Here is a 24,148-nt window from a genome sequence, read left to right as displayed (position 1 = left end):
GTCGGGGGCAGCGACCCAACTAAAAACAATACTCCTTGCAAACGTCTTTTGAAAGACGTCTTCGAAACCTCCGGACCCAACAATAGAATAACGTTGACAAATTTCCCGGATCCGGGTTTTGAATCTCGTACGAGGTGCCCAGCGTGCCCATCATCAACTCGCCTCAGGACTTCAATGTCGAGGACCTTTACGTCGATTTGCGACCGGTGCTCGGCTACCCACTGTTTCTGAAGTGCGAGGGCTTCAATTTCGCCGGCTCGGTGAAACTCAAGGCGGCCGGGGAGATGGTCGCGGCGGCCGAGCGCGACGGACTGCTGACCTCACGCTCGGTGATCGTGGAGTCATCCTCCGGCAACCTGGGCATCGCGCTGAGCGTCATCGCCGCCAGCAAGGGCTACCGGTTCCTGTGCGTCACCGACCCCCGCTGCAACCCCGCCTCGATCCAGGTGATGCGGGCCCTGGGCGCCGAGGTGCGGGTGATCTCCGAAAAGGACGCCAACGGCGGTTACCTGGCCAGCCGGATCCGCTATGTGCAACAGCTGTGCGCCTCCGACGACCGTTATGTGTGGCTGAACCAGTACGCCAACCACAACAACTGGATGGCGCACTACCGCGGCACCGCCCCCGCCATCGACCGGCAGTTCCCCAACCTGGAAGTGCTGTTCGTGGGGGCCGGCACCACCGGCACGCTGATGGGCTGCGCCCGCTACTTCCGGGAACTGCGCCGCCCGGTCACCATCGTGGCGATCGACGCGGTCGGCTCGGTCACCTTCGGCGGCGCCCCCGCCCCCCGCCTGGTGCCGGGGCTGGGCACGTCCACCCGCCCGGAGCTGGTGGACGAGTCCTACATCGACGACGTGGTGCACGTGCCCGAGGCCGACACCATCCGCACCGTGCACCGCCTGGCCGCCAAGGGGTTCCTGTTCGGCGGCTCCACCGGCACCGTGGTCAGCGGGGCCGCCCGGTGGCTGGCCGAAAAGTACCCCGGTGAGGACCCCGTCGCCGTGGCCATAGCCCCCGACCTGGGGGAACGCTACCTGGACTCGATCTATGCGGAAAGCTGGCTGCGCGAGCACTTCGGCGAGATCGCCGATGAGCTCCCCGGCCGATGCGCCGCACGCGGCGCCGATATCCTCGGCGACTGATTCGTCATCCCCGTCCTTCGACCGGTCTACGGAGCCGTCCCAGATGAGCCAAGTCCCCAGCTTCGCCGTGATCTCCGGTGCCCAGGTGCACCAGGCCGTCAGCGGCCGCGAAGAGCAGATCATCCGCATCGTCGAGGCCGCCTACCGGCTGCACGGCCAGGGACGCACCGTCAACCCCGACTCCTACTTCCTGCGCTTCCCGGACCGCCCCTCCTCGCGGATCATCGCGCTGCCGGCCTCGGTGGGCGGCGAGGTGGACGTGCACGGCATCAAGTGGATCGCCAGCTTCCCCGAGAACGTCGCCGCCGGCATCCCGCGCGCCTCGGCGGTGCTGATCCTCAACGACACCCAGACCGGCTACCCGTTCGCCTGCCTGGAAAGCTCCATCATCAGCGCCGCCCGCACCGCCGCCTCGGCCGCGCTGGCCGCGGTGGAGCTGAGCAGGCGGCGCGGGGTGCGCCCCCGCCGGGCCGGGTTCTTCGGCGTCGGGCTCATCGCCCGCTACCTGCACACCTATCTGGTGGCCGGCGGCCTGGAGTTCGAGGCGATCGGGGTGCACGACCTGGTCGCCGAGCACGCCGAGGGCTTCAAGGGCTACCTGGAGCGCACCGAGCGCGGCCCGATCACCATCTACGACAAGCCCGAGGACCTGATCCGCTCCTGCGACCTGGTCGTCTTCGCCACCGTGGCCGGCGAGCCGCACGTGCTGGACCCGTCCTGGTTCGAGCACAACCCGCTGGTGCTGCACATTTCGCTGCGGGACCTGTCGCCGGAGATCATCCTGTCGTCCTACAACGTGGTCGACGACGTCGAGCACTGCATGAAGGCCAACACCTCCCCGCACCTGGCCGAGCAGCGGGTCGGCAACCGCGACTTCGTGGCCGGGACGCTGTATGACGTGCTGACCGACCGGATCACCCCGCCGGCCGACAAGCCGGTGATCTTCTCCCCGTTCGGGCTGGGGGTGCTGGACCTGGCGGTGGCGCGCTACGTCTACGACCAGGTCAAGGCCAAGGGCGAACTGCAGACCGTGCCGGACTTCTTCTACGAGCTCAAGCGGTACGGCTGAGCCGGCCGCCGTCCGATCATGGGGATGGACTCGGCCGGCAGGGGCGGCTCCTCCCCGAACACGTCGTCGCCGGCGGCGACGGTGAGCAGATCGGCGCCCAGCCGTTCCAGCGCGGCCGTCAGGTCGGCGCGGCTGGAGGCGGAGACGCCGCGCTGCAGCGGCTGGGCGTCAACGACTACGACGTGCTGGTGCTGGACCGCGACCTGCCGGTGGTGCACGGCGACGACGTGTGCCGGGCGGTGGTGGCGGCCGGGGCGCACGTGCGGGTGCTGATGCTGACCGCCGCCGCTGCGCCGGGCGGGCATCACGCTGGACCCGGCCCGCCGGGAGGTCTTCCGGGACGGCCGCCCGCTGTCGCTGACCCGCAAGGAGTTCGGGGTGCCGGCCGAGCTGCTGCGGGCCGGCGGCGCGGTGGTGCCGGCCGAGGAACTGCTGGAGAAGGTGTGGGACGAGCGCATCGGCCCGTTCACCCACACGGTGCGGGTGACGCTGATGAAGCTGCGCCGCGAGCTGGGCGAGCCCGCCGTCATCGAGACCGTGCCCGGCGTCGGCCACCGCATCCGCTGAGCCGCCCGCGGCGGGCGCGGCCTGAAGAGGGCCGCGTGCCGTACTGGGCCCTGCGCCCACCGAGGGCGATCCGGTGCTGCTGGAACGGCCGGTGCAGAACCTGGTGGAGAACGCCGTGCGGCACCACGTCGCCGTCGGCGGCCGGAGGGCGTGGAGCTGACGGTCGTCAACACCGGACCGGTGGTGCCGCCGTATGAGATCGAGGCCATCTTCGAGCCGTTCCGGCGGCTGCGCGGCGGCCGGGTGGGCTCGGAGCGGGGGGCCGGGCTCGGGCTGTCGATCGTCCGGGCGATCGCCGCCGCGCACGGCGGCCTGGTCGTGACGGTCCTCCTGCCCGCCGCCTCCGTCCCGGCCGCGCCGCCGAAAGATCCCGGGGAAGCGAAACAGGCGCATCGCGTCTGAGCGGACGTGCTGCGGGCACAAGCCCGTCCATGGGTGACAGACGAACCGACGTGCAAGAGCTGAGCGACCTGGAGCTGTACGTCTACGACGCGGTGGCCGGCGCCGACAAGGCCGGCCGGGCGCTGGGCGAGGCGGAGATCGGTGAGATCGCCGAGGAGACCGGGCGAGGCGAGGAGGAGGTGCGGCGGGCGCTGGAGCACCTGGTCGCCATCGACCATCTGCGGTCCCATTCGGCGGGATACGTCCTGGGACCGCACGACTGGGCGGCCTAACGTGAGCGGTCGGCAACCGTCCGGCTGAAGAGGGGTTGGGCATGCGGCTGGCCGTCACCGAGGAGCAGGAGGAACTGCGCGCCACACTGCGCCGTTTCTTCGCCGACAAGTCCCCCAGCGAGCGGGTGCGCCATCTGATGGCCACCGCCGAGGGGTACGACCCGGCGGTGTGGCGGCAGCTGGCCGAGCAGCTGGGGGTGCCGGGGCTGGCGATCCCCGAGGAGTACGGCGGCGCCGGGTTCGGCATGCGCGAGCTGGTGATCGTCATGGAGGAGGCCGGCCGGGCGCTGGCGTGCGCGCCGCTGCTGTCGGTCGCGCTGGCCGCCCAGGCGCTGCTGGCCTGCGACGATGAGGAGGCCAAGCGGGAGCTGCTGCCGCAGATCGCCGCCGGCCGCATCGCCACGGTGGCGGTCGCCGAGGAGGACGGGCGCTGGGCGGCCGAGGCCATCGCGGCCACGGCGGCGTCCGCAGCCGGCGGCCACCGGCTGGAGGGCGTCAAGTCGTTCGTGATCGACGGGCACACCGCCGATCTGCTGCTGGTGCTGGCGCAGGCGCCCGGCGGCCTGTCGCTGCTGGCGGTGGACGGCGACGCCCCGGCTCTGACGCGCACCCTGCTGCCCACCATGGACCAGACCCGCAAGCTGGCCCGGCTGGAGCTGGCCGGCACGCCCGCCCGGCTGATCGGCCGGGAGGGCGACGGGGAGCGGGTGTTGGCCCGGCTGCTGGATGTGGCGGCGCTGGCGCTGGCGGCCGAGCAGCTCGGCGGCGCCCAGCGGGTGCTGGAGATGAGCGTGGAGTACGCCAAGGTCCGCCACCAGTTCGGCCGTCCGATCGGCAGTTTCCAGGCCATCAAGCACAAGTGCGCCGACCTGCTGATGGAGATCGAGTCGGCCCGCTCGGCGGTGCTGTACGCGGCGACCGCGGCCGATGAGAACCCCGCGGAGCTGCCCGTGGTGGCCGCGCTGGCCCAGGCCTACACCTCCGAGGCGTTCTTCCACGCGGCCGGGGAGAACATCCAGATCCACGGCGGCATCGGCTTCACCTGGGAGCACGATGCGCACCTGTACTTCAAGCGGGCCAAGTCCTCGCAGCTGCTGCTCGGCGGCCCCGCCCACCATCGTGAACGGGTCGCCCAACTGATCGGCTTGTGAAAGCGGCCGATCTGTAGGATCGGCGCATGCCCCCCATCGCCCGGGCCGCCAGCGGCTGCCTCTTCGGACTGGCCTACGGGGACGCCCTCGGCGCCGAGACGGAGTTCCTGGACATGCAGACGATCCGCGACCGGTTCGGGGAGGAGGGGCCGCGGGATCTGCCCGGCGCGCCGGCGCTGGTCACCGACGACACGCAGATGACGATCGCGGTGGCCGAGGGGTTGCTGGGCGCCCTGGAGCATCCGCCGCTCGCCCCCGAGTCGGTGCTTCCCCGCTGGCGGCGGCACTTCATCGACTGGCTGCACGATCCGGACAACGACCGCGCCCCGGGCGCCACCTGCCTGCAGTCCTGCCGGAACCTGGAGGACGGGCTGCGGTGGGTGGAGGCGACCCAGCACCGCTCCAAGGGCTGCGGCGCCAACATGCGGGTGGCGCCGGTGGGCCTGGTGCCCGGGCTGACCGACGAGCAGCGGGCCGGGGCCGCCCAGCTGCAGGCGGCGCTCACCCACGGCCACCCGACCGCCCTGGTCGCCGCCGAGCTGACCGCGTTCGCGGTGTGGTGGCTGCGCGAGGGCTTGGCCCCCGCCGAGCTGCCCGCCGCGCTGCGCGAACGCTGCCATGCCGCCGCCTACCGTGAGCAGTGGCTGGAGGACCTGTGGCGGCGGGCGGGCGCGGACGGCCCGCGGGAGTTCATCGCCCTCGGCCGGCGAGAGTGCCTGACGGCGCTGGACCGTCTGGAGGAGGCGCTGGCGCGGGCCGGCCGGGAGGACGACCCGTGCCGGATCACCGGGGAGGGCTGGGTGGCCGAGGAGGCGCTGGCCACCGCGCTGCTGTGCTTCCTGCTGTTCCCCGGCGACCCGGTGGCGGCGATCCGGCGGGGCGCGGCCAGCTCCGGCGACTCCGACTCCATCGCCTGCCTGGCCGGGGCGTTCGCCGGGGCGCACCTGGGCATGGACGCCTGGCCCGCCGGCTGGGCCGGCCGCATCGAGTACGCCGAGAAGCTGGCCCGCTTCGGCCGCGCCTGGGACTGACCGCGCCGCGGGTGCGTCGCGGCCACGGGCGATGCACCGGCCCGGACCGTCACGGCGTCGGGGCCTGGCCGAGGTCTCCGGGCGCGAAAGGCCCGCCGAAGCGGCGCCGTCCACCCGAGCCTTCGGTCCGCGGAGGGAGCGGCCGCACCGGGGGTGCGTCCTCAATCGGCGGGCAGCGGGCGGGGGCGCAGGCCGCGTTCGGTGACCCGGCGCAGTTGCTCACTGGTGAGGACGCGGGGTTCGCCGATGGACTTGGCGCGCACGTAAAGGCCGCACAGCCACTCCAGCAGCCGGGCGTTCTCGAAGGCGTCCTCCAGGTCGGCGCCGATGGTGACGCCGCCGTGGTTGGCCATGAGCGCCGCCCGCATCCCCCCGTCCATCGCCTTGCGGACGTTGGCGGCCAGTTCGGGCGTGCCGTAGGTGGCGTATTCGGCGACCTTGACGATCCCGCCGAGCAGCAGGGTGTTGTAGTGGAGCGGGGGCAGCTCGGTCAGGGTCGTGGCCACCACCGCGGCGTAGGTGGAGTGGGTGTGCACGATCGCCGGGGCCCCGGTGGCCTCGTAGACCGCCAGGTGCATGGGGGTCTCCGAGGACGGTTCCCGCTCGCCTTCGACGACGGCGCCCGTCAGGTCGATCACCGGGCAGTCGGCGGGGGTCATGCGCTCCAGGCGCATCCCGGCCGGGGAGACCGCCACCAGGTCGCCCCGGCGCACGCTGATGTTGCCGGCGGCGCCCAGGACCAGCCCGGTGTCGACCATCTTGCGGCCGATCTCGCACAGCTCCCGGCGTTCGTCCTCCAGCAGCATCCCCGACCTCGCGTCCACGGCGTCCCGGCCACCGGAAGGCGGCAGAGCGCGTCCCCGACGCCGGCTCTGCGGATCCGGTGATCGGGGCGGCTCCCCGACCGAACCGTCTCACATCCGACGATTAGTCACTTATCGCCACAGCAGAAACACAGCATAAGGAAATGGCTCTCGATGCGACCGCGCCGCCGCACCGAGAGCCACGCTTTAAAGAAAGTAGACGCCCGGAACATGTCATTGGTTTCCGGAGTGTTACGAAGCCCCTCCTCCCGCAGCGGTGACCGCCGGGCCCACCCGGGGAAGCGGGCCCGACTCGGCCCACAGCCGGTCGCCGAGCACCGCCTCGGCGGCGCCCACCAGCTGGGTCAGCCGCAGCACCTCGCTGCGGTGGAACGGCGGCGCCCCGGTCCGGGCGACCAGCAGCGCCAGCCGCCGGTCCCCGATCGGGATCACCGCATAGCGCGTGCCGTCGGCGGCGGTGAAGGCACGCGGCCGCAGCGGTTCCAGCGGCGGCACCTCGATCCCGCCGAACACGCCGAGGCTGGTGTGGACCAGCACGGCCTCTCCGGCGTCGTCGCCCTCCGGCGCGACCTTGAGCAGTCCCGCCCAGTCGGCGCTGAGCATGGCCGGCACCGCGTCGGTCAGGACGGCCAGCGCCCTCTCCCCCGCGGCGGCCAGCTGGCCGATCAGCGCGACGTCCTGGCCGGTCCCCTGCGGCTCGGCGGTGGGCCAGATGCCGACCACCTCCACCCCGGGCACCGAGGTCAGCCCCTCACGCAGCCGGTCGACGCCGGCACCGGTCGGCCAGAGCACCGTGAAGTCGTCCAGCGCCCGCCCGCCGTCACGTTCCAACACGGTCATCTGGACGATGTCGGCGCCCGCGGCCCCCAGCGTCCGGGCCACCTTGCCCAGCGAGCCCGGCCGGTCCGGCAGTCGCACCCTGATCCGCAACAACATCGTCACCTCCTCGTACACCCCAGCCTGCGCATGTCCGGTTTCCAGCGTGTTACCCCGTCGTTTCCGCACCGAGAAGCATGAGGTGATATGGATTTCGAATATCCTTCCCCGGATCCGCCTCCGGCACGGCGGCACGCCCGGGCGCCCGATGGCGCAACATCCGTGTCATGACCAACATTCGCCCAGGAAAAGCCACCATGATGGGGTGACAACACAAAGCGCGGGTCTGTCGCGGGAGGTCACGGCTCATTAATGTTGCTGCACGTGTCGAGAGCCCAGGACCTTCCTTCCGCCTCCTCCGCCGAAGCCCGCTCCGCCGACGGACGTGACGGGGCCACCGGTCCCCCGGAGCCGGAGCGTCCGCCGCATACCGAACCGCACGCCGGGCCGCCCCAGCCGGCCCTCGACATCGATCGCCTGACCGCCGAACTGGCCCGGCTGGCGGCCGCCCTCGAACGCGAGCACGAGCGGGCCGCGCACCGGGAGGCCGTGATCGACCGGCTGCACGCCGACGTGCAGACGCTGCGCCGCGGCGAGCTGCAGACCCTGTTCGAACCGGTGCGCGCCGTGCTCTACCGGCTGCACGACCTGACCAGACGCGAGGCGCGGCGCTGGGCCGACGACCCGCCCGAGCCCCGGCACGCCGCCGCGCTGCTGGCCACGGTCGCCGACGAGATCGCCGAGGCGCTGGCGCGCACCGGCGTCGAACGCTTCACCGCCCGGCCCGGCGACCCCTTCGACCCCGCCCGGCACCGCCCGGTCGCCGTCGAGACCGTCGAGGACCCCGCGCTCGAGGGCGCCGTCATCAGCGTGTGCAGCGACGGCTTCGAGCGGGCCGACCGGGTGGTCCGCAAGGCCGAAGTCCGCATCGGGCGTCCCCCCACCCCGGACCGCGACGACCCGGCCGACTCCGCGCCGCATCCCCGATCCGACCGACCAACAGGTGAGTAGGACATGGCTGTCTATGGGATCGACCTGGGAACCACGTACTCGTGCATAGCCTGCATCGACGAGGTGGGGCGTCCCACGGTCCTGCGCAATCTCGAGGGCACCGACACCACCCCCTCGGTGGTCTACTTCGAGACCAGCGACAACGTGATCGTCGGCGCGACCGCCAAGGACAACGCGGTGCTGGAGCCCGACAAGGTGGTCAGCCTCATCAAACGCGACATGGGGCGCGACATCACCTACCCCATTCACGAGTTCGGCTACACCCCCGAGGAGCTGAGCGCGTTCATCCTGCTCAAGCTGGCCACCGACGCGCGCACCACCACCGGTGAGGACGCCCGGGACGTGGTGATCACGGTGCCGGCCTACTTCGGCGCCGCCGAGCGGGACGCCACCCGCAAGGCCGGCCGGATCGCCGGGCTCAACGTGATCGACATCATCTCCGAGCCCATCGCCGCGGCCATCAACTACGGGGTGCTCAACCCCGAGCAGGACCGCACCATCTTGGTCTACGACCTGGGCGGCGGCACCTTCGACACCACCGTCATCGCGTTGCGCGACGGCAACATCGAGGTGATCTGCACCGACGGCGACCACGAGCTGGGCGGTGCGGACTGGGACGCGCGGCTGGTGGAGTACCTGGCCGAGCGGTTCCGCGAAGAGCACCCCGACGCCGGCGACCCGCTGGACGACAAGCAGACCGAGCAGCAACTGCGCCGCGACGCCGAGGACGCCAAGAAGGCGCTGACCACCCGCACCTCCTACACGGTGCGGGTGATGCACGACGGGCGGGCCGCGGCCATCGAGATCACCCGCGAGAAGTTCGAGGAGATCACCAAGGACCTGCTGGACCGCACCATCGAGATCACCGGGCGGACCCTGGCCACCGCCGCCGACAAGGGCATCACCGACTACGACGACCTGGTGCTGGTCGGCGGCTCCACCAAGATGCCCGCGGTGGCCGCGCGGCTGGAGGCCGAACTCGGCCTCAAACCCCGGCTGCAGGACCCCGACCTGGCGGTGGCCAAGGGCGCGGCGCTGTACGCCTTCGAGGAGACCTACCGGCGGCTGCTGCGCTCGGGCGCCACCGAGCAGGCCCAGGAGATGGCCAGCAAGGCGGGACTGTCGGCCGAGCAGCAGCGGCAGATCGCCGGACGGCAGATCAAGACCGTCGCCTCGCACGCCTTCGGCATCGTGGTGGTGGACCGCGAGACCCAGGCCGAGCAGGTCGCCCACCTGGTGCACGCCAACGACGAGCTGCCGGCCTCGCACACCGAGGACTTCTTCACCGTCTACGACAACCAGACCGCCGCCGACGTGCGGGTGATGGAGCAGGCCGGCAGCGTGGAGTCCCCCGAGCCGGCCGACAACAACGAGATCGCCACCGGCGTCATCAAGATCCCGCCGGGCAAGCGGGCCGGCTGGCCGGTGGAGGTCACCTTCGAGCTGGACACCTCCGGCCTGCTGCACGTGACGGCCGTGGAGAAGGAGACCGGCGAGAAGCTGGAGCTGAAGGTGGACGTGGGCGGCATGTCCGAAGAGGAGGTCGAGCGCTCGCGCGCCGCCCTGTCCCGCGTCCAGGTCAGCTGACGGTGACCGCGTTTCATGGGGTTTGACGACGACTACAAGCGGGAGGTGCTGGAGCCCGCGCGGGAGGCGGGCGATCAGCCCCCGGAGGACCTGCGGGTGCGCTACCGGCTGCGCGAGCCGCTGGTGCCCGCCCAGGTCGCCGAGCAGGTCCGGCTGGTGCGCCAGTGCTGGCGGCGCGCCCGGGGGCAGCTGAAGTACCGCAAGCTGATCGACCGGCTGGAGGCCGAGCACCGGCAGCTGGCGCCGCTGTTCGCCGCCGCCGAGCGGGGCGATGTGCGCCCGCTGGCCGAGCGGCTGCGCGGCAGCCGGGAACGCAGCGCGCAGCGGCTGGCCGACGCCCGCGCCCGCCTGACCGACGCGGCCGGCGAGGTGCGGATGGTCACCCCGGCCGAGGTGGAGGAGCTGGCGCGGGCGGCCGGCATCGCCCCCGGTGAACTGGAGTCGGTGGCCAAGGTCGAACGGATCGAGATCCGCGACCCGGACCGGCTGCCGGCCTCCCCGCCGTACGCCGGCTACCGCAAGGTGCGCGAGTCGCTGGATGTGCTGGGCCACCGGCATCTGGCCGAGTTCCTGTTCGGGGACGCGCTGGGCGGGCCGATGCGGGTGCTGGAGGGGTTCGCCGCCCCCGGCGTGCCGCCCGGCCCGCAGGCGCTGGCGCAGGCCGTGCAGCAGGCGGCCGAGCAGTGGGCGCGGCGCGCCCGCGACAGCAGCAGCACCCACGCCGGCACGGTGCTGGTGGCGCTGCGGGAGGCCCCACCGGACGCGCTGATCTGCTACGACCTGACCGAGCGGCTGCGGGAACGGCACCGCCAGCGGGCCTCCCAGGGCGCCCTGCTGCGGCACGCGGTGCAGGACCTGGGGATCGAGCCGGCCGATGCGCGCCGCCTGGTGTTCGCGGTGCTGCGCGAGGACGGCCCCGGCGGCGGCGTGGCGGCGCGGCTGCGGGCGCTGCTGGACGCCGGGGAGGTGTACGCGGCGGCGCTGCTGGGCGAGAAACTGGCCGGCTCCGAGCTGCCGGAGGAGGCCGAGCTGCTGGCCGAGGAGGCCCGGCAGCGGGTGGCGGCGGCCGTGCGGCTGCGGGAGGCGGCCACCGCCGAGACCGACGCCGACCGGGCCTGGCGGATGCTGGCCGACGCGCTGGCGCTGGTGCGCGACCTGCCGGGCGCCGCCGAGCACCAGCGGCGCCTGCCGCCCCGTCCGGTGCCGCGCCTGCGGGCGGTCGCCGAGGGGACGGGGGTGCGGCTGGACTGGGCGCCCAGCCCGTCCGCGGTGGGCGAGATCACCTACCGGGTGGTGCGATGCCAAGGCCGCCCGCCGGGCGGGGACGGCGACGGGGAGACGGTGGCCGCGGTCGCAGAGGCCACCGGGGCGTTCGACGCGGACCCGCCGGTCAACGTGCCGCTGTACTACGGGGTGGTGGCCCGGCGCGGCGCCGCGGACGCGCCGATCACCTGCGCGGATCCGGTCGTGGTGCGCCCGGAGGTGCAGTCGCTGGAGCTGGTGGCCGGCGACGGGGTGGTGACCGGCCGCTGGATCGCCCCGCCGGGCGCCGCGCGGATCGTGGTGCTGCGGGAGGGCCGGCCGGTCGCGGCCGAACGCGACGGCTTCCGCGAGCAGGTGCCCAACGGGGTTCCCTGCCACTACCGGATCGCCGCCGTCTACCTGGACGGCGAGGGCCGGGAGACGATGACGCCGGGGGTGACGGCCTCGGTCACCCCGAACGCCCCGCCCGAGCCGGTGCGCGAGTGGACGGTGGAGACCGACCCGGCGGACCCGGCGCGGACCCTGCTGTGCTTTCCCCACCCGCCCGGCGGCACCGTAGAGATCCTGATGCTGGAGGCGCCGCCGCCCTGGCCGGTGGGCACGCTGCTGCCGGCGGCCAAAGCGCTGCAGGCGGGCCGCAGAGTGCCGGCGGCGCCCACCTCCCGGGGGCTGATGCTGCGCCCGGACGGCGGCGGGTGGCTGCTGGCGGTCACGGTGTCGGGGGACCTGGCGGCGATCGGCGCCTGCCACCGGCACGTCAACCTGCCTCCGCCGGCCGCGCTGGTGGCCGAGCGGCGCGGGGAGAGGGTGCACGTCGGGTTCGACTGGCCCGAGGAGGTGGCGGAGGTGGAGCTGACCTACCGGGTCGGCGCGTCCGCCCCCCGCGAGGAACGGCTGACGGTCACCCGCGCCGCCTATGAGTCCGGCGGCGGGATCCACCTGCCGGTGCCGGCGGACCAGCCGGTCACGGTGGCGGTCGCGGCGGCCGGGATGCGGCAGGGCGCGCGGGTGGTGGGACCGGCGGCGCAGACCACGCTGCCGGCCCGCCGGCGGGTCCGCTACGACCTGCGGCGCTCGGGGCCGCCGTGGCGGCGGTCGCTGACGGTCCGGCTGTCGGCGCCGCACCCGCTGCAGGTGGCGCGCCTGACCCTGGTGCACCGGGACGGCCAGGTGGAGCCGCAGCGGCCCGAGGACGGCCGGGTGCTGGGGACCTGGGAGCAGGTGCCGGTCCCCGGTGAGCTTTCGGTGCCGGCGCCCGGCGGATCGGGGCCATACTGGCTTCGCTGTTTCGCCGACGATGAGTCCATCGAACTGATCGACCCCCCGGTCCGCAGCCGCCAGACCCTGAGGTGAGGATGCGCCCGATCACCTGCCCCTACTGCTTCGCCGAGGTGCCCCGCCAGCAGATCGCCTTCCGCTGCATGGGCCGGGCGGGCCGGGGCCAGGGCTGCGACCCGGTGCTGGATGAGCGGCTGGCCGCCTACACCGGCTCGACGGCCGGGGCGTCGCTGCCGCCGGTGTTCACCGCGCCGGGACGGCGCAGCCGGGCCGAGTGCCCCTCCTGCGGGCGCGTCAGCACGCGGCGGGTGTGCCCGCACTGCCACAACCCGCTGCCGGCGGCCTACTGCGAGACCCCGGGCCGGATCGTGGCGCTGGTGGGCGCCAAGAACGCCGGCAAGAGCACCTATATCGCGGTGCTGCTGCATGAGCTGATGAACCGGGTCGGCACCGAGCTGGACGCCTCCCTGGTGGCCTGCGACGACCGCACCATCGACCGCTACAAGCGGGACTTCGCCCGGCCGCTGTATGAGGAGCGGCGGCTGCTGCCCACCACCACCAGCGCCGCGACCGCGCCCCGCGAGCCGCTGGTGTACCTGCTGACCCGCACCCGGCAGGCCCGCCGCCGGCTGCCGAGCAGGCTGCGGCTGGGCCGCGAGCGCACCGAGTCGCTGGTGCTGGTGCTGTTCGACACCGCCGGGGAGGACCTGCGCAGCCGGGAGGTGCGCGATCTGCACCTGCGCTACCTGGAGGCGGCCGACGCGATCATCTTCCTGGTGGACCCGCTGGAGCTGCCGGGGGCGCGGGCGGCGCTGCGGGAGGAGGCCGCCGCGCTGCTGCCGGCCACGCCGCCCGACCCCGACGCCGAGCCGATCAACGTGATCGCCCGGGTCACCGAGGCGCTGCGGCAGCGGCGGGAGCTGCGGACCGGCGAGCGGCTGAAGGTGCCGGTGGCGGTGGCGCTGACCAAGATCGACGCGCTGGCCCCGGCGCTGGCGGTGCAGTCGGCGCTGCACCGCACCCGCCCGTCGCCGGGGACGCTGGACCTGGACGACCGGGAGGCGGTGGACGCCCAGGTGCGGGGGCTGCTGCACCAGTGGCAGGCCGGGCAGCTGGATGTGTACCTGCGCCAGCAGTACGCCGAGTACGCGCTGTTCGGGGTCTCGGCGCTGGGCGGGATGCCCAGCGACGGCCGGGTGGGCGCCGGCGGGGTCCGCCCGCACCGGGTGGAGGATCCGCTGCTGTGGCTGCTGCACCGGTTCGGCATGCTGGAGGGCACGCGCGGCCGGGCGAACGGGAACGGGAGCTGACAGGTGGCCTGGCAACTGCACTACACCTCGGCGCGCAAGGGCCCGACGGGCCGTTCGGGGTTTCAGTTCGTGGCCGAAACGCCCGGCCTGCCGCCGGGCGTGCGGGCGGCGGTGACCCCGTTCATGGCCTACCGGCCGCCGCCGGATGCGCCGCTGTCGCCGACCCCCAAGGAGCTGGAGCGTTTCCCGGTGGCGCTGTCCTACGACCGGGTGGGCGGGCGGGCGCTGCTGGTGCGCTCGCGCTACCTGGGCCAGGACTATTCGGGCCGGCAGGGCAACTTCTTCGCGCACGCGGTGGTGGCCGAGCCGGAGGAGCTGGAGGGGCTGCGGCCGATCGAGCTGTGGCAGGCGGAGATCTGGGCCGAGCAGCCGGGCGACGGCGAGCTGGCCCCGCTGGAGGACCTGCCGCCCGGCTCGGGCGTCTCCCCCGAGACGCTCGCCGAACGGCTGGCCGCGGAGAACTCCTACCCCCTGCTGGTGCGGCTGGTGGACACGGCGGTGGCGGCGCTGGACCGCGGGCACGGCAGGCTGGTGCTGGTGTGCCGGGACGCCGAGCCGATCGTGCACTGGATCGCGGTGCTGTCGTATTCGCTGCCGGCGGCGGTGGCGGCCCGGCTGTCGTTCACCACCTTCACCGCCGACCCCGCCGGCACGCCGCACCGGGTGGTGGGCACCACGCCCGATGTGTGGTCGGCCGTCCGCCCCGACGACCCGGCGTTCTTCCTGGACGAAAAGGAGCCCCGGGAGGAGAAGGCCGGGCGGGCCGCCGCCGGAGACGGCGGCAGCCGGTTCGCGCGCACCGTGGCGGACTGCTGGCGGGAGGCCGATTTCGCCGGGCTGGACGCGCTCGGTGAGCTGGTCACCGTCCAGCTCGACGGCGAAGACGGCGGCGCGGAAAAGGCCGCGCTGGCGCCGGCGCTGGAGCGGGCGGCGGCGCTGCTGGCGCTGTGCCGGGGCCGCACCGCCCCCTCCCCCGAGGAGGAGAAGCCGGCCGCCGAGCTGCTGACCCGCCACGGCGGGCGCGTCCCCGAGTGGGTGTGGCCGGAGCTGGTGCCGGCGCTGCCGGCGGTGGGGTTCGACCTGGCGCTGGCGATGCACACCTGGGCGCGGCGGGTGCAGGCGGCGCAGGTCGCCGACCGGTGCGCCGAGCGCTGCGCGATGCTGGCGCTGCAGGACCCCGGCCTGGCCGGCCGGCTGCCGCGCTTTGAACTGTCGGCCCAGGCGCTGGAACGGCTGGAGCCGCAGCTGACGCAGGCGCTGCGGCAGGCCGCCGACCTGACGAGGGTGGGGCATCTGGTGGCGGCGGCCGTACGGGCCGGCGTCCCGCCGGCCGCCGAGGAGGTGCGCGCCGCCGCCGTCCGGTGCGCCCGCCGCGGCGCCGGCGACCTGGCCGAGGCGCTGACGGCGGTGCCCGCCCCCTGGCGGGAGCGGCTGACCGACGGCGTGATCGCCGGGCTGGCGCAGGCCGATGCGGCCGGGCGCGCCGCCCTGCTCACCGACCGGGCCTGCGACCTGCTGCAGGCCCGGGACTGGTCGCAGGCGCCCGAGGTGGGGCTGGCGGTGCTGGCGTCGGTGGGGCGCCGGCACCGGGACCGCCGGGTGGATGTGACCGGCGCGCTGCTGCGGCTGGACGCATCGCAGTCGGCGGCGGTGGACGCGGTGCTGCGCGAGGTGTGGGCGGTGCCGGCGTCGGCGGCCGAGTGCGGCGCGCTGCTGGACGCCTACGAGGAGCTGGTGCCCCGCTACCCGGCGCTGGCGGCGCTGCCGTCGCGGACGTTCCGGCAGGCGGCGGTGGACGGCGAGCTGGCGCTGGAGGACCCGGTGCTGCTGCGGGTGGCCGGGCAGGTGCTGGCGGCCTTCGAACCGCAGGCGCGCGCCGCCCGCGACGCCGCGGTGCTGATCGCCTACGCCAAGACCGTCGGCGCCGCGCAGCCGGACACCGCCGCCGCCGAACTGGAGGTGGTGCACGCGGCCGCCGGCCAGGCCGACCCGCAGCTGTGCCGGACCGCCTTCACCTGGGCGGCCCGGCGGCTGGCCCGCCGCGACACCCGCTTCCGGGCGGCGGTGCTGGCCGCCGCCTCCGCCCCGGTCCGCGCCCGGCTGGCCGGGCGGTGGATGGAGCCGCGGGGACGGCGGATCTGGGGGCGGCCGGCTTTCGGGCCCGGGCAGCGCAACGAGCTGGTCGAGATCGCCCTGCGGCTGCGGCGGGCCGGGGTCAGCGAGCCCCGCCTGGAGGCGTGGGCGCGTTCGGCCGCCGGGGGCTGGATGGCCTCCCGGCAGCTGGAGTCGCACCTGCGCCAGGAGCCGGAGCTGCGCGCCGAGCTGCGCAGACTGCTGGCCGGCGGCGAGGAGGGCTGAGGCGGTGCCCGCCGTCATCGCGTTCCTGCTGGTGGCCCTGTGGCTGGGCGCCATGTGGCTGGGCTTCATCGTCATCTTCCCGGTGCTGTTCACGCTGACGCTGCTGAGCGCCGGGGCCGTGGTGCTGGGGTTCGTCTACCTGCAGGCGTGGCGGACGCTGGCGCCCATCACCGCCAAAGGGCCCTCGCCCGTCCCGGTGCCCGAGGTGGCCTACCGGCACTACCTGCTGGGCCAGGTGTGGCTGGACTGGTGGGCGATGACGCGGGTGGTCGTGCCCTGGGCCTGGCAGACCGCCCGCACCGCGATCGTCAAGGTCACCCGGGTGCTGCTGGGCGGCCTGTGGGGTTACTTCCTCATCCCGGTGTGGCTGGCGCTGGTGGCCGGGATCGCGCTGGCGGCGCTGCCGGCCACGGTCATCGGCGCCGCGCTGACGGCCTGCTACGGCCTGGTCGCGGTGGTCGGGCTGGGCGGGTGGCTGGTGTGCGTGGCGACGCTGGGCCTGCTGGAGCGGGCGTTCATGGCCTATGGGCGGATCCTGCAGACCTGCCCGCACCCGTTCTGCTACGAGAAGATCGCGCTGCCGGTGTATGAGTGTCCCGGCTGCGGGCTGCGGCACCGGCGGCTGGTGCCCGGCACCGCCGGGGCCTTCCGGCACGTGTGCCGGTGCGGGGCGCGGCTGCCCACCACGATCCCGCTGGGCCGCTACCGGCTGACCGCCTACTGCCCGCACTGCAACGGGCGGCTGCCGGAGCGGATCGGGCGGGTGCGGGTGGAGCCGCTGCCGTTCGTCGGGGGGCCGGCGGCGGGCAAGACGACGTTCATGTTCCTGGCCATCCGTGCGCTGCACGCGCGGGCCCGCGCCGCGCACGGCGCGCTGGCCTTCGTCGAGCGGCGGCACGCGCAGGCGTACGCGAGCGCGATGCGGGAGTTCCAGCGCGGCGGGCGGCTGGCCAAGACCGGCCCGGAGCTGCCGCTGGCCACCATGGTGGATGTGGAGCTGCCCGGCGCCGGGCACCGCATCCTCTACCTGTTCGACCCGGCCGGCGAGCATTTCACCGGGGCCGGGGAGGTGGAGTCGCTGCGCTATCTCGACCACGGCGAGGCGCTGCTGTTCGTGGTGGACCCGTTCGCGCTGCCGGTGGTGCGGCGGGCGTTGAGCGAGGAGGAGCGGGCCGCGGTGGAGCAGGCGGCGCCGTCGTCGGAGGAGGACCCGGCCGACACCCTGCAGCGGGTGCTCAACGAGCTGCGTTCGCGTCCGGACCGGGGCCGGCAGCGGCGGGTGGCGGTGGTGCTGACCAAGATCGACCTGCTGCGCACCACCATGGTCGGCCGCTCGCTGGCCGGCCTGGAGGGCCTGTCCGGGCGGGAGGCGGGCGAGCGGGTGCGCCGCTGGCTGCAGGAGGCGGGGCTGGGCAACGCGATCCGGGCGCTGGACCAGCTGGCCGGGCGGGTGCGTTACTTCGGCTCGGGCCTGGACACCGACCCGGCCGAGGTGGCCGGGCTGCTCGGCTGGGTGACCGGGCTGCCTTCTGCCGGCCGGAAGGGGGCGCCGGTCCCGCCGCTGGAGATCGACGAGGAGGTGCCCGGCACCGCCCCGCTGCGCGACCCCTGGCCGGTGCGGGGCCGGCGCAACGCGCTGGTCCCGGTGGGCTATCAGGCCGGGCGCTGGTCGGTCTTCGCCGGTCTGGTGCTCTTGGGCGTCGCCGCCTTGGCGGTCGGCGTCGGCCAGGGCGTGCACGCCCTGCCCTGGTCGTAGCGTCCGCGCCCCGGCCCGCGAGGTGTGATCGAGCTTACTCAGAGCGCCGGAATGAGTTGAAACTTCAACTCGTTTCGTGAGGACGATCCCGAACCTCTAGAGCCAGAAGGTTTGCGATATGACGGCACCCACCGTGCAGGACGACACCGCCGCGCAGGAGCTGGCCCTGGACCCCTTCGCCCAGGACCTGCTGTTCCGCCAGGCGCGCACCGCCAACGCCTTCACCGACGAACCGGTCACCGACGAGCAGGTGCGGGCGATCTACGAGCTGGTGAAGTGGGGGCCCACCGCGATGAACTCCCAGCCGCTGCGGCTGGTGGCGGTGCGCAGCAAGGAGGCCCGCGAGCGGCTGATCAAGCACTTGTCCCCGGGCAACCGGGACAAGACCGCCACCGCGCCGCTGACGCTGATCGTCGCCGCCGACAACGACTTCCACGAGCACCTGCCGACGGTGTTCCCGCACGCCCCCAACGCCAAGGACGCCTTCGCCGACCCCGAGGCCCGGGCCGGTGCGGCCCGTTTCAACGCCGCCATCCAGCTGGGCTACCTGATCGTGGGCATCCGCGCCGCCGGGCTGGCGGCCGGCCCGATGACCGGTTTCGACGCCGACGGCCTGTCTGCGGAGTTCTTCCCCGACGGCCGCCACCGGGCCATCGCCGTGGTCAACGTCGGCAAGCCCGGCCCCAACGCCTGGTTCGACCGCAACCCGCGCCTGGACTACGAGCAGGTCGTCACCACCGTCTGATCCGCCCGAGGATCCCCTTCGCGCCGGGGCTCGCAGCACGTCCGCGGGCCCCGGCCCGTTTCCCCGGCCGGGCGGGCCCGCTCAGCGGGGCCGCAGGGCGGTCAGGACGAAGTCGGCGACCTCGGCGGCGAAACGGGAGGCGGGTTTGGGACCGTCGGCCCGGTACCAGCGGGGCATCTCGTTGACCATGCCGAAGACGATCAGCGTCACGGTGTCGGCGGGGGCGACGCGGGAGAACACCCCCTCGCGCTGGCCCCGTTCGATGAGGTCGCGGAAGGCGGTGTGGTAGCGGCGCCGCTCGGCGCGCACCGCGGCCAGGCGGGCCGGGTCGAGGCGGTTCAGCTCCCGGGCGAAGACCTTGGCCTCGTCGATGTGCTCGGCGGTGGAGATCACCAGCGCCTCGATCACCGCCCGCACGGTGGCGGGCGGGTCCAGCCCGGCCGCCAGGATGCGCTCCAGGTCCTGCAGCTGGCGGCTGATCAGCGACTGGTAGATCTCCTGCAGCAGGTCCTGCTTGGAGCCGAAGTAGTGGTAGAGGCCGCCCTTGGTGATCTGGGCCCGTTCCACGATCTGCTGCACGGAGGTGCCGTCGAAGCCGTGCTCGGCGAACAGGTGCACGGCGGCGGCCAGAATGCGCCGCTCCGTCGGCGACGTCCGCGCGCCGGCGGGCCGTCTGTCACCGGCCATGCCCCCGCCCTCCCGCCGCCGGTCCGGAAAGCTCCGCTCGCTCGATGTGCCGAAAAGCCTGCCACTGCGCCTGCGCTCCCCCTAAGTTTGCCAGGTACCGACTAGTCGGTACGCGAGGAGGCGGACATGACCACCGTGGAGACCGTCAGGGGCGCCGTCGACGTCGCCGCACTGGGCCGGACGTACATGCACGAGCATGTGTTCGTCCTGTCCACCGAGCATGTGCACAACTACGGCCTCGGCGGCTGGTGGGACGAGGAGGAGCGGGTCGCCGACGCGGTGGCCAAGCTGCGCGACCTGGCCGCGCAGGGGGTCTCCACGATCGCCGACCCGACGGTGTGGGGGCTGGGCCGCTACATCCCGCGCATCCAGCGCATCGCCGAGCAGGTGCCGGAGCTGAACATCATCGTGGCCACCGGCCTGTACTCCTACGATCAGCTGCCCTTCCAGCTGCACTACCGCGGCCCGGACACGCTGCTGGGCGGCCCGGAGCCGCTGGTGGAGATGTTCGTGCGCGACCTGACCGAGGGCATCGCCGACACCGGCGTCAAGGCGGCCTTCCTCAAGTGCTGCGTGGAGGCCCAGGGCCTGACCCCCGGCGTCACCCGCATCCTGCGCGCGGTGGCCGCCGCCCACCGGGAGACCGGGGCGCCGATCACCGTGCACACCTCGGCCGCCGCGCAGACCGGACGGCCGGCGCTGGAGCTGCTCGGCAAGGAGGGCGTGGACCCCTCCAAGGTCGTCATCGGCCACGCCGGCGACAGCAACGACCTGGACTACCTGATGGAGCTGGCCGACACCGGCGCGATCTTGGGGATGGACCGCTTCGGGCTGGATGTGTTCAACCCCACCGAGCAGCGCGTGGCCACCGTCGCGGCGCTGTGCGAGCGGGGGTACGCCGACCGGATGGTGCTCAGCCATGACGCCAGCTGTTACATGGACTGGTTCGGCCCCGACCCGGAGTCGCTGCGCAGCATGGCCCCCAACTGGCACTACGGGCACATCGGCCGGGACGTGCTGCCCGCGCTGCGCGCCGCCGGGGTCAGTGAGGCCCAGATCGAGCAGATGCTGGTGGGCAACCCCCGCCGTTACTTCAGCGGCGCCTGAGCCCGCTCGTCCCGGATGACCGCGTGCGCCGGCGGCTTCCCGCGGGGCCGCCGGACGCGCGTCCTCCTTTCCGGCGGGCGCACGGGCCGCCCGCCGGCGCCGGGGCGCACGCTCGTCCGGGGAAGGGGTGCCCGTCCGGAGCCGGCCGGTGACCGCACCGCACTCGAAACCGCGACACGCCCGAATTACGGTAGGGCCATGACCGATCTTCCCGACCGCCGGATCCCCGCCGACCCGCGGGATCTGCGGGCCTCCGACGCCGATCGCGAGCAGGTGGCCCAGAGGCTGCGCGAGGCCGCCGGTGACGGCCGGATCAACCTCGAGGAACTGGAGGAGCGGCTGACCGCCGCCTACACCGCCCGTACCTATGGGGAGCTGGAAGCGCTCACCCGCGACTTGCCGGGCGGCGCCGTGCCCGCCTTCGGCCCCGTGCCGCCCGGCCAGCGCATCACCGGTGGCGAGCCCACCTCCCGGACCGGTATCGCGATCATGAGCGAGTTCAAGCGGCGGGGGCCCTGGACGGCGCCGCGCCGCTTCACCGGGTTCGCCTTCTGGGGCGGCGGGACGATCGACCTGACCGAGGCCCGCTTCAGCGAGCCGGAACTGCGGATCAACGCCTTTGCCATCATGGGTGGCATCGACGTCATCGTCCCCGAGGACCTGGAGGTCACCGTGCGGGGGCTGGGCATCATGGGCGCCTTCGACGACAAGGCCACCGGGCCGGGCGCGCCCGGGGCGCCCAAGGTGGTGGTCGGCGGCTTCTCCTTCTGGGGCGGCGTGACGGTCAAGCGCCGCAAGAAGAAGGAGCTCAAGAAGGCAGAGGACTGATCCCGCCGGCGGTCAGCGCCCGGTCAGCCGCCGCCGGTAATCGGCCAGCATGCGGTGGACCGCGGCCATGTCGTAGCCGCGCAGCACGATGTCGAAGGCGGCCTCGTCCAGCTCCCGGTCCTCCAGCGGCTCGGGCTCGATGCGGTAGGCGCGCAGGGAGTAGCGGCCCAGGCGGCCCCATATCCGCACCACGAACTGCTCGACCTGGTGGCGGTCATAGCCGCGCCAGCGCACCGCCAGGCCGTGCTCGCGGCGGATCTCCTCGCGCAGCTCCAGCGGCAGGTGCAGCCGCTGGAGCTCGGGCCCGGTCCTGTGCTCCGGCTCGGGTTCGGGCTCGCCGAGCACCAGGCTCAGCCCGCCGTCCGGCTCGTCGTCGGTCAGTTCCACGCCCTCCAGCGCGGCCAGTTCCCGGCGGTAGCGGCGCATCGCCCCGTCCACCTCGAACCGGTCGTAGCCGCGCAGCGCGACGCTGAAGCTGGTCCACTCCAGCAGCTTGAGGGTGACCGGCGGCCCTTGCAGGGGGGCACGGCCCAGTGTGCCCTCCAGCTTGGCCACCATCTCGTCCACCTGCCGCGGGTCATAGCCGCCCAGGACCATCGAGAACTTCGGCATTCCCGGTACCTCCGCGCCGGAAGGTAGCCAATCCCCGGCCGCGCGGGCCACCCGGCCGCCGGGTGGCCCGCTGAGCGCCGCCGCTCAGAAGTTGGAGACCACCTGGGTCAGCACCTTGTCCAAGGTGGCCGGGTCGCGGGAGTCGTAGGCGGCGGCGTCGGTGGCCTCGGAGATCTTCTTCAGCGCCCCGCCGTCGGCTCCGGCGCCGTAGGCGATGGTGAAGATCCGCACTCCGTCGGCGCCGTCCAGCTCCTTCAGCAGTTCCTCCAGCGACAGCCCGCCGCCGGGGTCGTCGTTGCGGCCGTCGGTGAGCACCACCACCGAGTTGATCGCCCCGTCCTGGCGGACGGCCCGCACGTGCCGGAAGGCCGCCAGCGTGCTGTCGTACAGCCCGGTGTCGCCGCGCGGGCGCAGTGCGGCGATCTGCTCGCGCAGCCGCTCCCGGTGCCCGGGGGTGCTCATCGGCCTGATCGGGACGAGCGGGCGGTAGTCGCGGCCGCCGCCCAGATCGGTGGAGAACTCCCACAGTCCCACGCGGTCCACTGCGACGAAGTCGTCGACGGCCTGCCGGAGCGCGCGCTGGGCCTGCTGCATCCTGGTGCGGCCGGTGCCCGGCAGCGGTTCGGCCATCGAGCCGGACACATCCACCAGGAACAGCACGTTGGCCCGCTTGCGCAACGACTCCCAGCTGCGCAGCACCCCGTCCAGCACCTCGGGGTCCGGCGGGGCGAGCGTCTTGCGCGGCCGGTCCGGCAGCAGCCCGTCGGCCTCCTTGATCACCTCGCCGGGCCGGTTGTCGAAGCCGCGGAAGCCGTCGGCGCGGAAGGCCCGCTGCACCCGCTCACCGCGCAGGTAGGACAGGAAATCCTCGGCGGCGCGGCGCTTGCCGGGGGCGATGGTGCGCAAGATGACATAGGGGTGGTCGGAGACCAGCGTTCCTTCCTTGGGGTAGATGGCCACCAGCGGCGTCTTCGGCTTGGGATGTTTGCCGGCCTGGGCCGGGTCCCCGGTGGGGTTGCCCTGGTTGTAGTAGTGGACCGACATCTCCTCCACCGCCACGGCCGACACATACGACAGCCCGGCGCCGGCGTCGTCGGCGCGCTGCAGCCCTTCCAGGAAGGTCAGCGTGGTGTCGCCGTAGTGGACGACGGAGTTCTCCAGGGTCCGCACGGCCGCCTGGACGCCGGCGCGCCGCAGGTCGGCGGCGGTCAGGCCGCTGGTTTTGCCCGCGGCGGCGTAGTAGGCCCCGACCGTGGCGTTCAGCCCGGAGGTGGAGAAGCCGGGGTTGGTCTTGCCCATGCGGAACTCTCCCCACTCCGGGTGCCCGACCGCGCCCCAGCCCCGCCGGTCGCGCGCCAGCTTCAGCAGGTCCGACCAGCCCAGTTCCCGGTCCGGCCAGCCCAGGGCCTGCGCCATCGGCTTGGGCATGGCGATCACCAGGGGCGCCGCGGCGATCCCCTGGCTCTGCTCCGGCAGCAGATCCAGGCGGCGTTCGGACTGGGCGAGCCGGTGCCGCAGCAGGGTGACCCAGCCGGAGCCGGCCGGTGACCACACATCCGGCACCGGCCCGTCGGTCTGGGCGTCCCAGCCGCGCGCCAGCGCGCTCATCGCCTCGCCGGAGGACTTGACCTGGACGGCGACGTGCACGCACCGGCCGTCCACCTCGCGGCCGGAGTAGTCCTCAGCCGCCCGGCGGACGATCCCCGCCTTCTCCGGGGAGGTGACCAGGTTCAGCGTGATCCCACCGGTGCCGCACCCGCCACCGCTCACCGCCTTGACCAGCGCCACCACGGACACGATGACGATGGCGACGACCAGGATGACGAAGAGCGACATGAGCCTGCCCGGCCATCTGCGCCGTGGCGGCACGGGCGGCAGCACGGGTCCCGGCGGAGGCGGGAAACCCGGTGGCGGAAAACCGGGAGGCGGAGCGGGGGGCGGGTGGTACACGGAAACCTCCAACGGGCCGCCGGACCGGCGGCGATCATCGCCGGCCGCGGCGCAACGCTACCGGGCCGGACAACGCCACTACCAGCAACTTTCGCAGATAAGACTTCTTGCGCTCTTGTGAAGGTTCCGCCCTTTGCCATACAAGACCGCCTATTCCGCTCCGGACGGCCCGGCCGGTCCGAGCACGAAACGCGTTCGGAGAAGAGCGGTTCGCAGGTGCGGCGGCCCAGGCGTCCCGGCGGGTTCGTGTCCGCGACCGGCGACGGCGCACGCGGCAGCCAGGCGCCACCGGCCGTGCCTCCTGCCGAAGACGCCCACC

19 protein-coding genes and 2 pseudogenes are annotated in these 24,148 nt (G+C 73.6%); 16 read left to right on the top strand and 5 right to left on the bottom strand.

Going from position 1 to position 24,148, the window contains the following annotated elements:
• Positions 1-143: 143 nt before the first annotated feature.
• The 7 genes and pseudogenes from sbnA (at position 144) to TCUR_RS09275 (ending at position 5,637) form a co-directional block, all read left to right on the top strand.
• Positions 144-1,145 carry a 2,3-diaminopropionate biosynthesis protein SbnA gene (sbnA, locus tag TCUR_RS09305; RefSeq protein WP_012852238.1) on the top strand — a complete coding sequence of 334 codons (1,002 nt, stop codon included), beginning with the start codon at positions 144-146 and terminating at the stop codon, positions 1,143-1,145.
• Between the two features lie 43 nt (positions 1,146-1,188).
• A complete protein-coding gene (gene sbnB / locus TCUR_RS09300; RefSeq protein ID WP_012852237.1) occupies positions 1,189-2,214 on the top strand; it encodes a 2,3-diaminopropionate biosynthesis protein SbnB in 1,026 nt (341 codons plus the stop codon).
• An 89-nt stretch (positions 2,215-2,303) separates the two neighbouring features.
• Positions 2,304-2,781: pseudogene (locus TCUR_RS25550) on the top strand (response regulator transcription factor).
• Between the two features lie 34 nt (positions 2,782-2,815).
• A pseudogene (locus TCUR_RS09290) lies at positions 2,816-3,183 on the top strand (ATP-binding protein); the annotation flags it as partial.
• A 29-nt stretch (positions 3,184-3,212) separates the two neighbouring features.
• The gene (locus TCUR_RS09285) at positions 3,213-3,455 is read left to right on the top strand and encodes a hypothetical protein (RefSeq protein WP_012852236.1); all 243 of its coding nucleotides are present in this window, start codon (positions 3,213-3,215) and stop codon (positions 3,453-3,455) included.
• A gap of 41 nt (positions 3,456-3,496) precedes the next feature.
• The gene (locus TCUR_RS09280) at positions 3,497-4,606 is read left to right on the top strand and encodes an acyl-CoA dehydrogenase family protein (protein ID WP_012852235.1); all 1,110 of its coding nucleotides are present in this window, start codon (positions 3,497-3,499) and stop codon (positions 4,604-4,606) included.
• Between the two features lie 26 nt (positions 4,607-4,632).
• Positions 4,633-5,637, top strand: coding sequence for an ADP-ribosylglycohydrolase family protein (locus TCUR_RS09275; RefSeq protein ID WP_012852234.1), 1,005 nt, complete (start codon positions 4,633-4,635; stop codon positions 5,635-5,637).
• A gap of 161 nt (positions 5,638-5,798) precedes the next feature.
• Here TCUR_RS09275 and TCUR_RS09270 read toward each other — a convergent pair whose 3' ends face one another.
• Positions 5,799-6,461, bottom strand: coding sequence for a class II aldolase/adducin family protein (locus TCUR_RS09270; protein ID WP_245537020.1), 663 nt, complete (start codon positions 6,459-6,461; stop codon positions 5,799-5,801).
• Between the two features lie 231 nt (positions 6,462-6,692).
• Positions 6,693-7,397, bottom strand: a complete 705-nt coding sequence (locus tag TCUR_RS09265) for an ACT domain-containing protein (protein WP_012852232.1) — start codon at positions 7,395-7,397, stop codon at positions 6,693-6,695.
• Between the two features lie 264 nt (positions 7,398-7,661).
• Here TCUR_RS09265 and TCUR_RS09260 point away from each other — a divergent pair, with 264 nt between their 5' ends.
• The 7 genes from TCUR_RS09260 to TCUR_RS09230 all read left to right on the top strand — a co-directional run bounded on the left by TCUR_RS09260 (position 7,662) and on the right by TCUR_RS09230 (position 18,645).
• Positions 7,662-8,348 carry a nucleotide exchange factor GrpE gene (locus TCUR_RS09260; protein ID WP_245537019.1) on the top strand — a complete coding sequence of 229 codons (687 nt, stop codon included), beginning with the start codon at positions 7,662-7,664 and terminating at the stop codon, positions 8,346-8,348.
• Between the two features lie 3 nt (positions 8,349-8,351).
• Positions 8,352-9,935 carry an Hsp70 family protein gene (locus TCUR_RS09255; RefSeq protein ID WP_012852230.1) on the top strand — a complete coding sequence of 528 codons (1,584 nt, stop codon included), beginning with the start codon at positions 8,352-8,354 and terminating at the stop codon, positions 9,933-9,935.
• Between the two features lie 15 nt (positions 9,936-9,950).
• The gene (locus tag TCUR_RS09250) at positions 9,951-12,551 is read left to right on the top strand and encodes a SaeA-related protein (protein WP_012852229.1); all 2,601 of its coding nucleotides are present in this window, start codon (positions 9,951-9,953) and stop codon (positions 12,549-12,551) included.
• Between the two features lie 2 nt (positions 12,552-12,553).
• Positions 12,554-13,786 carry a TRAFAC clade GTPase domain-containing protein gene (locus TCUR_RS09245; protein ID WP_012852228.1) on the top strand — a complete coding sequence of 411 codons (1,233 nt, stop codon included), beginning with the start codon at positions 12,554-12,556 and terminating at the stop codon, positions 13,784-13,786.
• Between the two features lie 3 nt (positions 13,787-13,789).
• Positions 13,790-16,144 carry a GAP1-N2 domain-containing protein gene (locus TCUR_RS27015; protein WP_012852227.1) on the top strand — a complete coding sequence of 785 codons (2,355 nt, stop codon included), beginning with the start codon at positions 13,790-13,792 and terminating at the stop codon, positions 16,142-16,144.
• Between the two features lie 4 nt (positions 16,145-16,148).
• Positions 16,149-17,900, top strand: a complete 1,752-nt coding sequence (locus TCUR_RS09235) for a TRAFAC clade GTPase domain-containing protein (RefSeq protein WP_012852226.1) — start codon at positions 16,149-16,151, stop codon at positions 17,898-17,900.
• A gap of 118 nt (positions 17,901-18,018) precedes the next feature.
• Positions 18,019-18,645, top strand: a complete 627-nt coding sequence (locus TCUR_RS09230) for a malonic semialdehyde reductase (protein WP_012852225.1) — start codon at positions 18,019-18,021, stop codon at positions 18,643-18,645.
• Between the two features lie 81 nt (positions 18,646-18,726).
• Here the strand turns inward: TCUR_RS09230 and TCUR_RS09225 are convergent, their stop codons facing one another.
• Positions 18,727-19,332, bottom strand: coding sequence for a TetR/AcrR family transcriptional regulator (locus TCUR_RS09225; RefSeq protein WP_012852224.1), 606 nt, complete (start codon positions 19,330-19,332; stop codon positions 18,727-18,729).
• Between the two features lie 126 nt (positions 19,333-19,458).
• On the opposite strand from TCUR_RS09225, the gene TCUR_RS09220 reads away from it, so the two are divergent.
• Together TCUR_RS09220 and TCUR_RS09215 are read left to right on the top strand one after the other, a co-directional pair.
• Positions 19,459-20,439 carry a phosphotriesterase family protein gene (locus tag TCUR_RS09220; RefSeq protein WP_012852223.1) on the top strand — a complete coding sequence of 327 codons (981 nt, stop codon included), beginning with the start codon at positions 19,459-19,461 and terminating at the stop codon, positions 20,437-20,439.
• A 198-nt stretch (positions 20,440-20,637) separates the two neighbouring features.
• Positions 20,638-21,267, top strand: a complete 630-nt coding sequence (locus tag TCUR_RS09215) for a DUF1707 SHOCT-like domain-containing protein (RefSeq protein WP_012852222.1) — start codon at positions 20,638-20,640, stop codon at positions 21,265-21,267.
• A gap of 12 nt (positions 21,268-21,279) precedes the next feature.
• Here the strand turns inward: TCUR_RS09215 and TCUR_RS09210 are convergent, their stop codons facing one another.
• Together TCUR_RS09210 and TCUR_RS09205 are read right to left on the bottom strand one after the other, a co-directional pair.
• Positions 21,280-21,879: a hypothetical protein gene (locus TCUR_RS09210; protein ID WP_012852221.1), complete on the bottom strand. Its 600-nt coding sequence runs from the start codon at positions 21,877-21,879 to the stop codon at positions 21,280-21,282.
• Between the two features lie 84 nt (positions 21,880-21,963).
• Positions 21,964-23,715, bottom strand: coding sequence for a substrate-binding and VWA domain-containing protein (locus tag TCUR_RS09205; RefSeq protein ID WP_012852220.1), 1,752 nt, complete (start codon positions 23,713-23,715; stop codon positions 21,964-21,966).
• Positions 23,716-24,148: the final 433 nt, after the last annotated feature.

Source organism: Thermomonospora curvata DSM 43183 (genome assembly GCF_000024385.1).
GTDB lineage: Bacteria > Actinomycetota > Actinomycetes > Streptosporangiales > Streptosporangiaceae > Thermomonospora > Thermomonospora curvata.
Note: the sequence above shows the minus strand (reverse complement) of the source record. Positions and strands in the feature narration are given on the sequence as shown.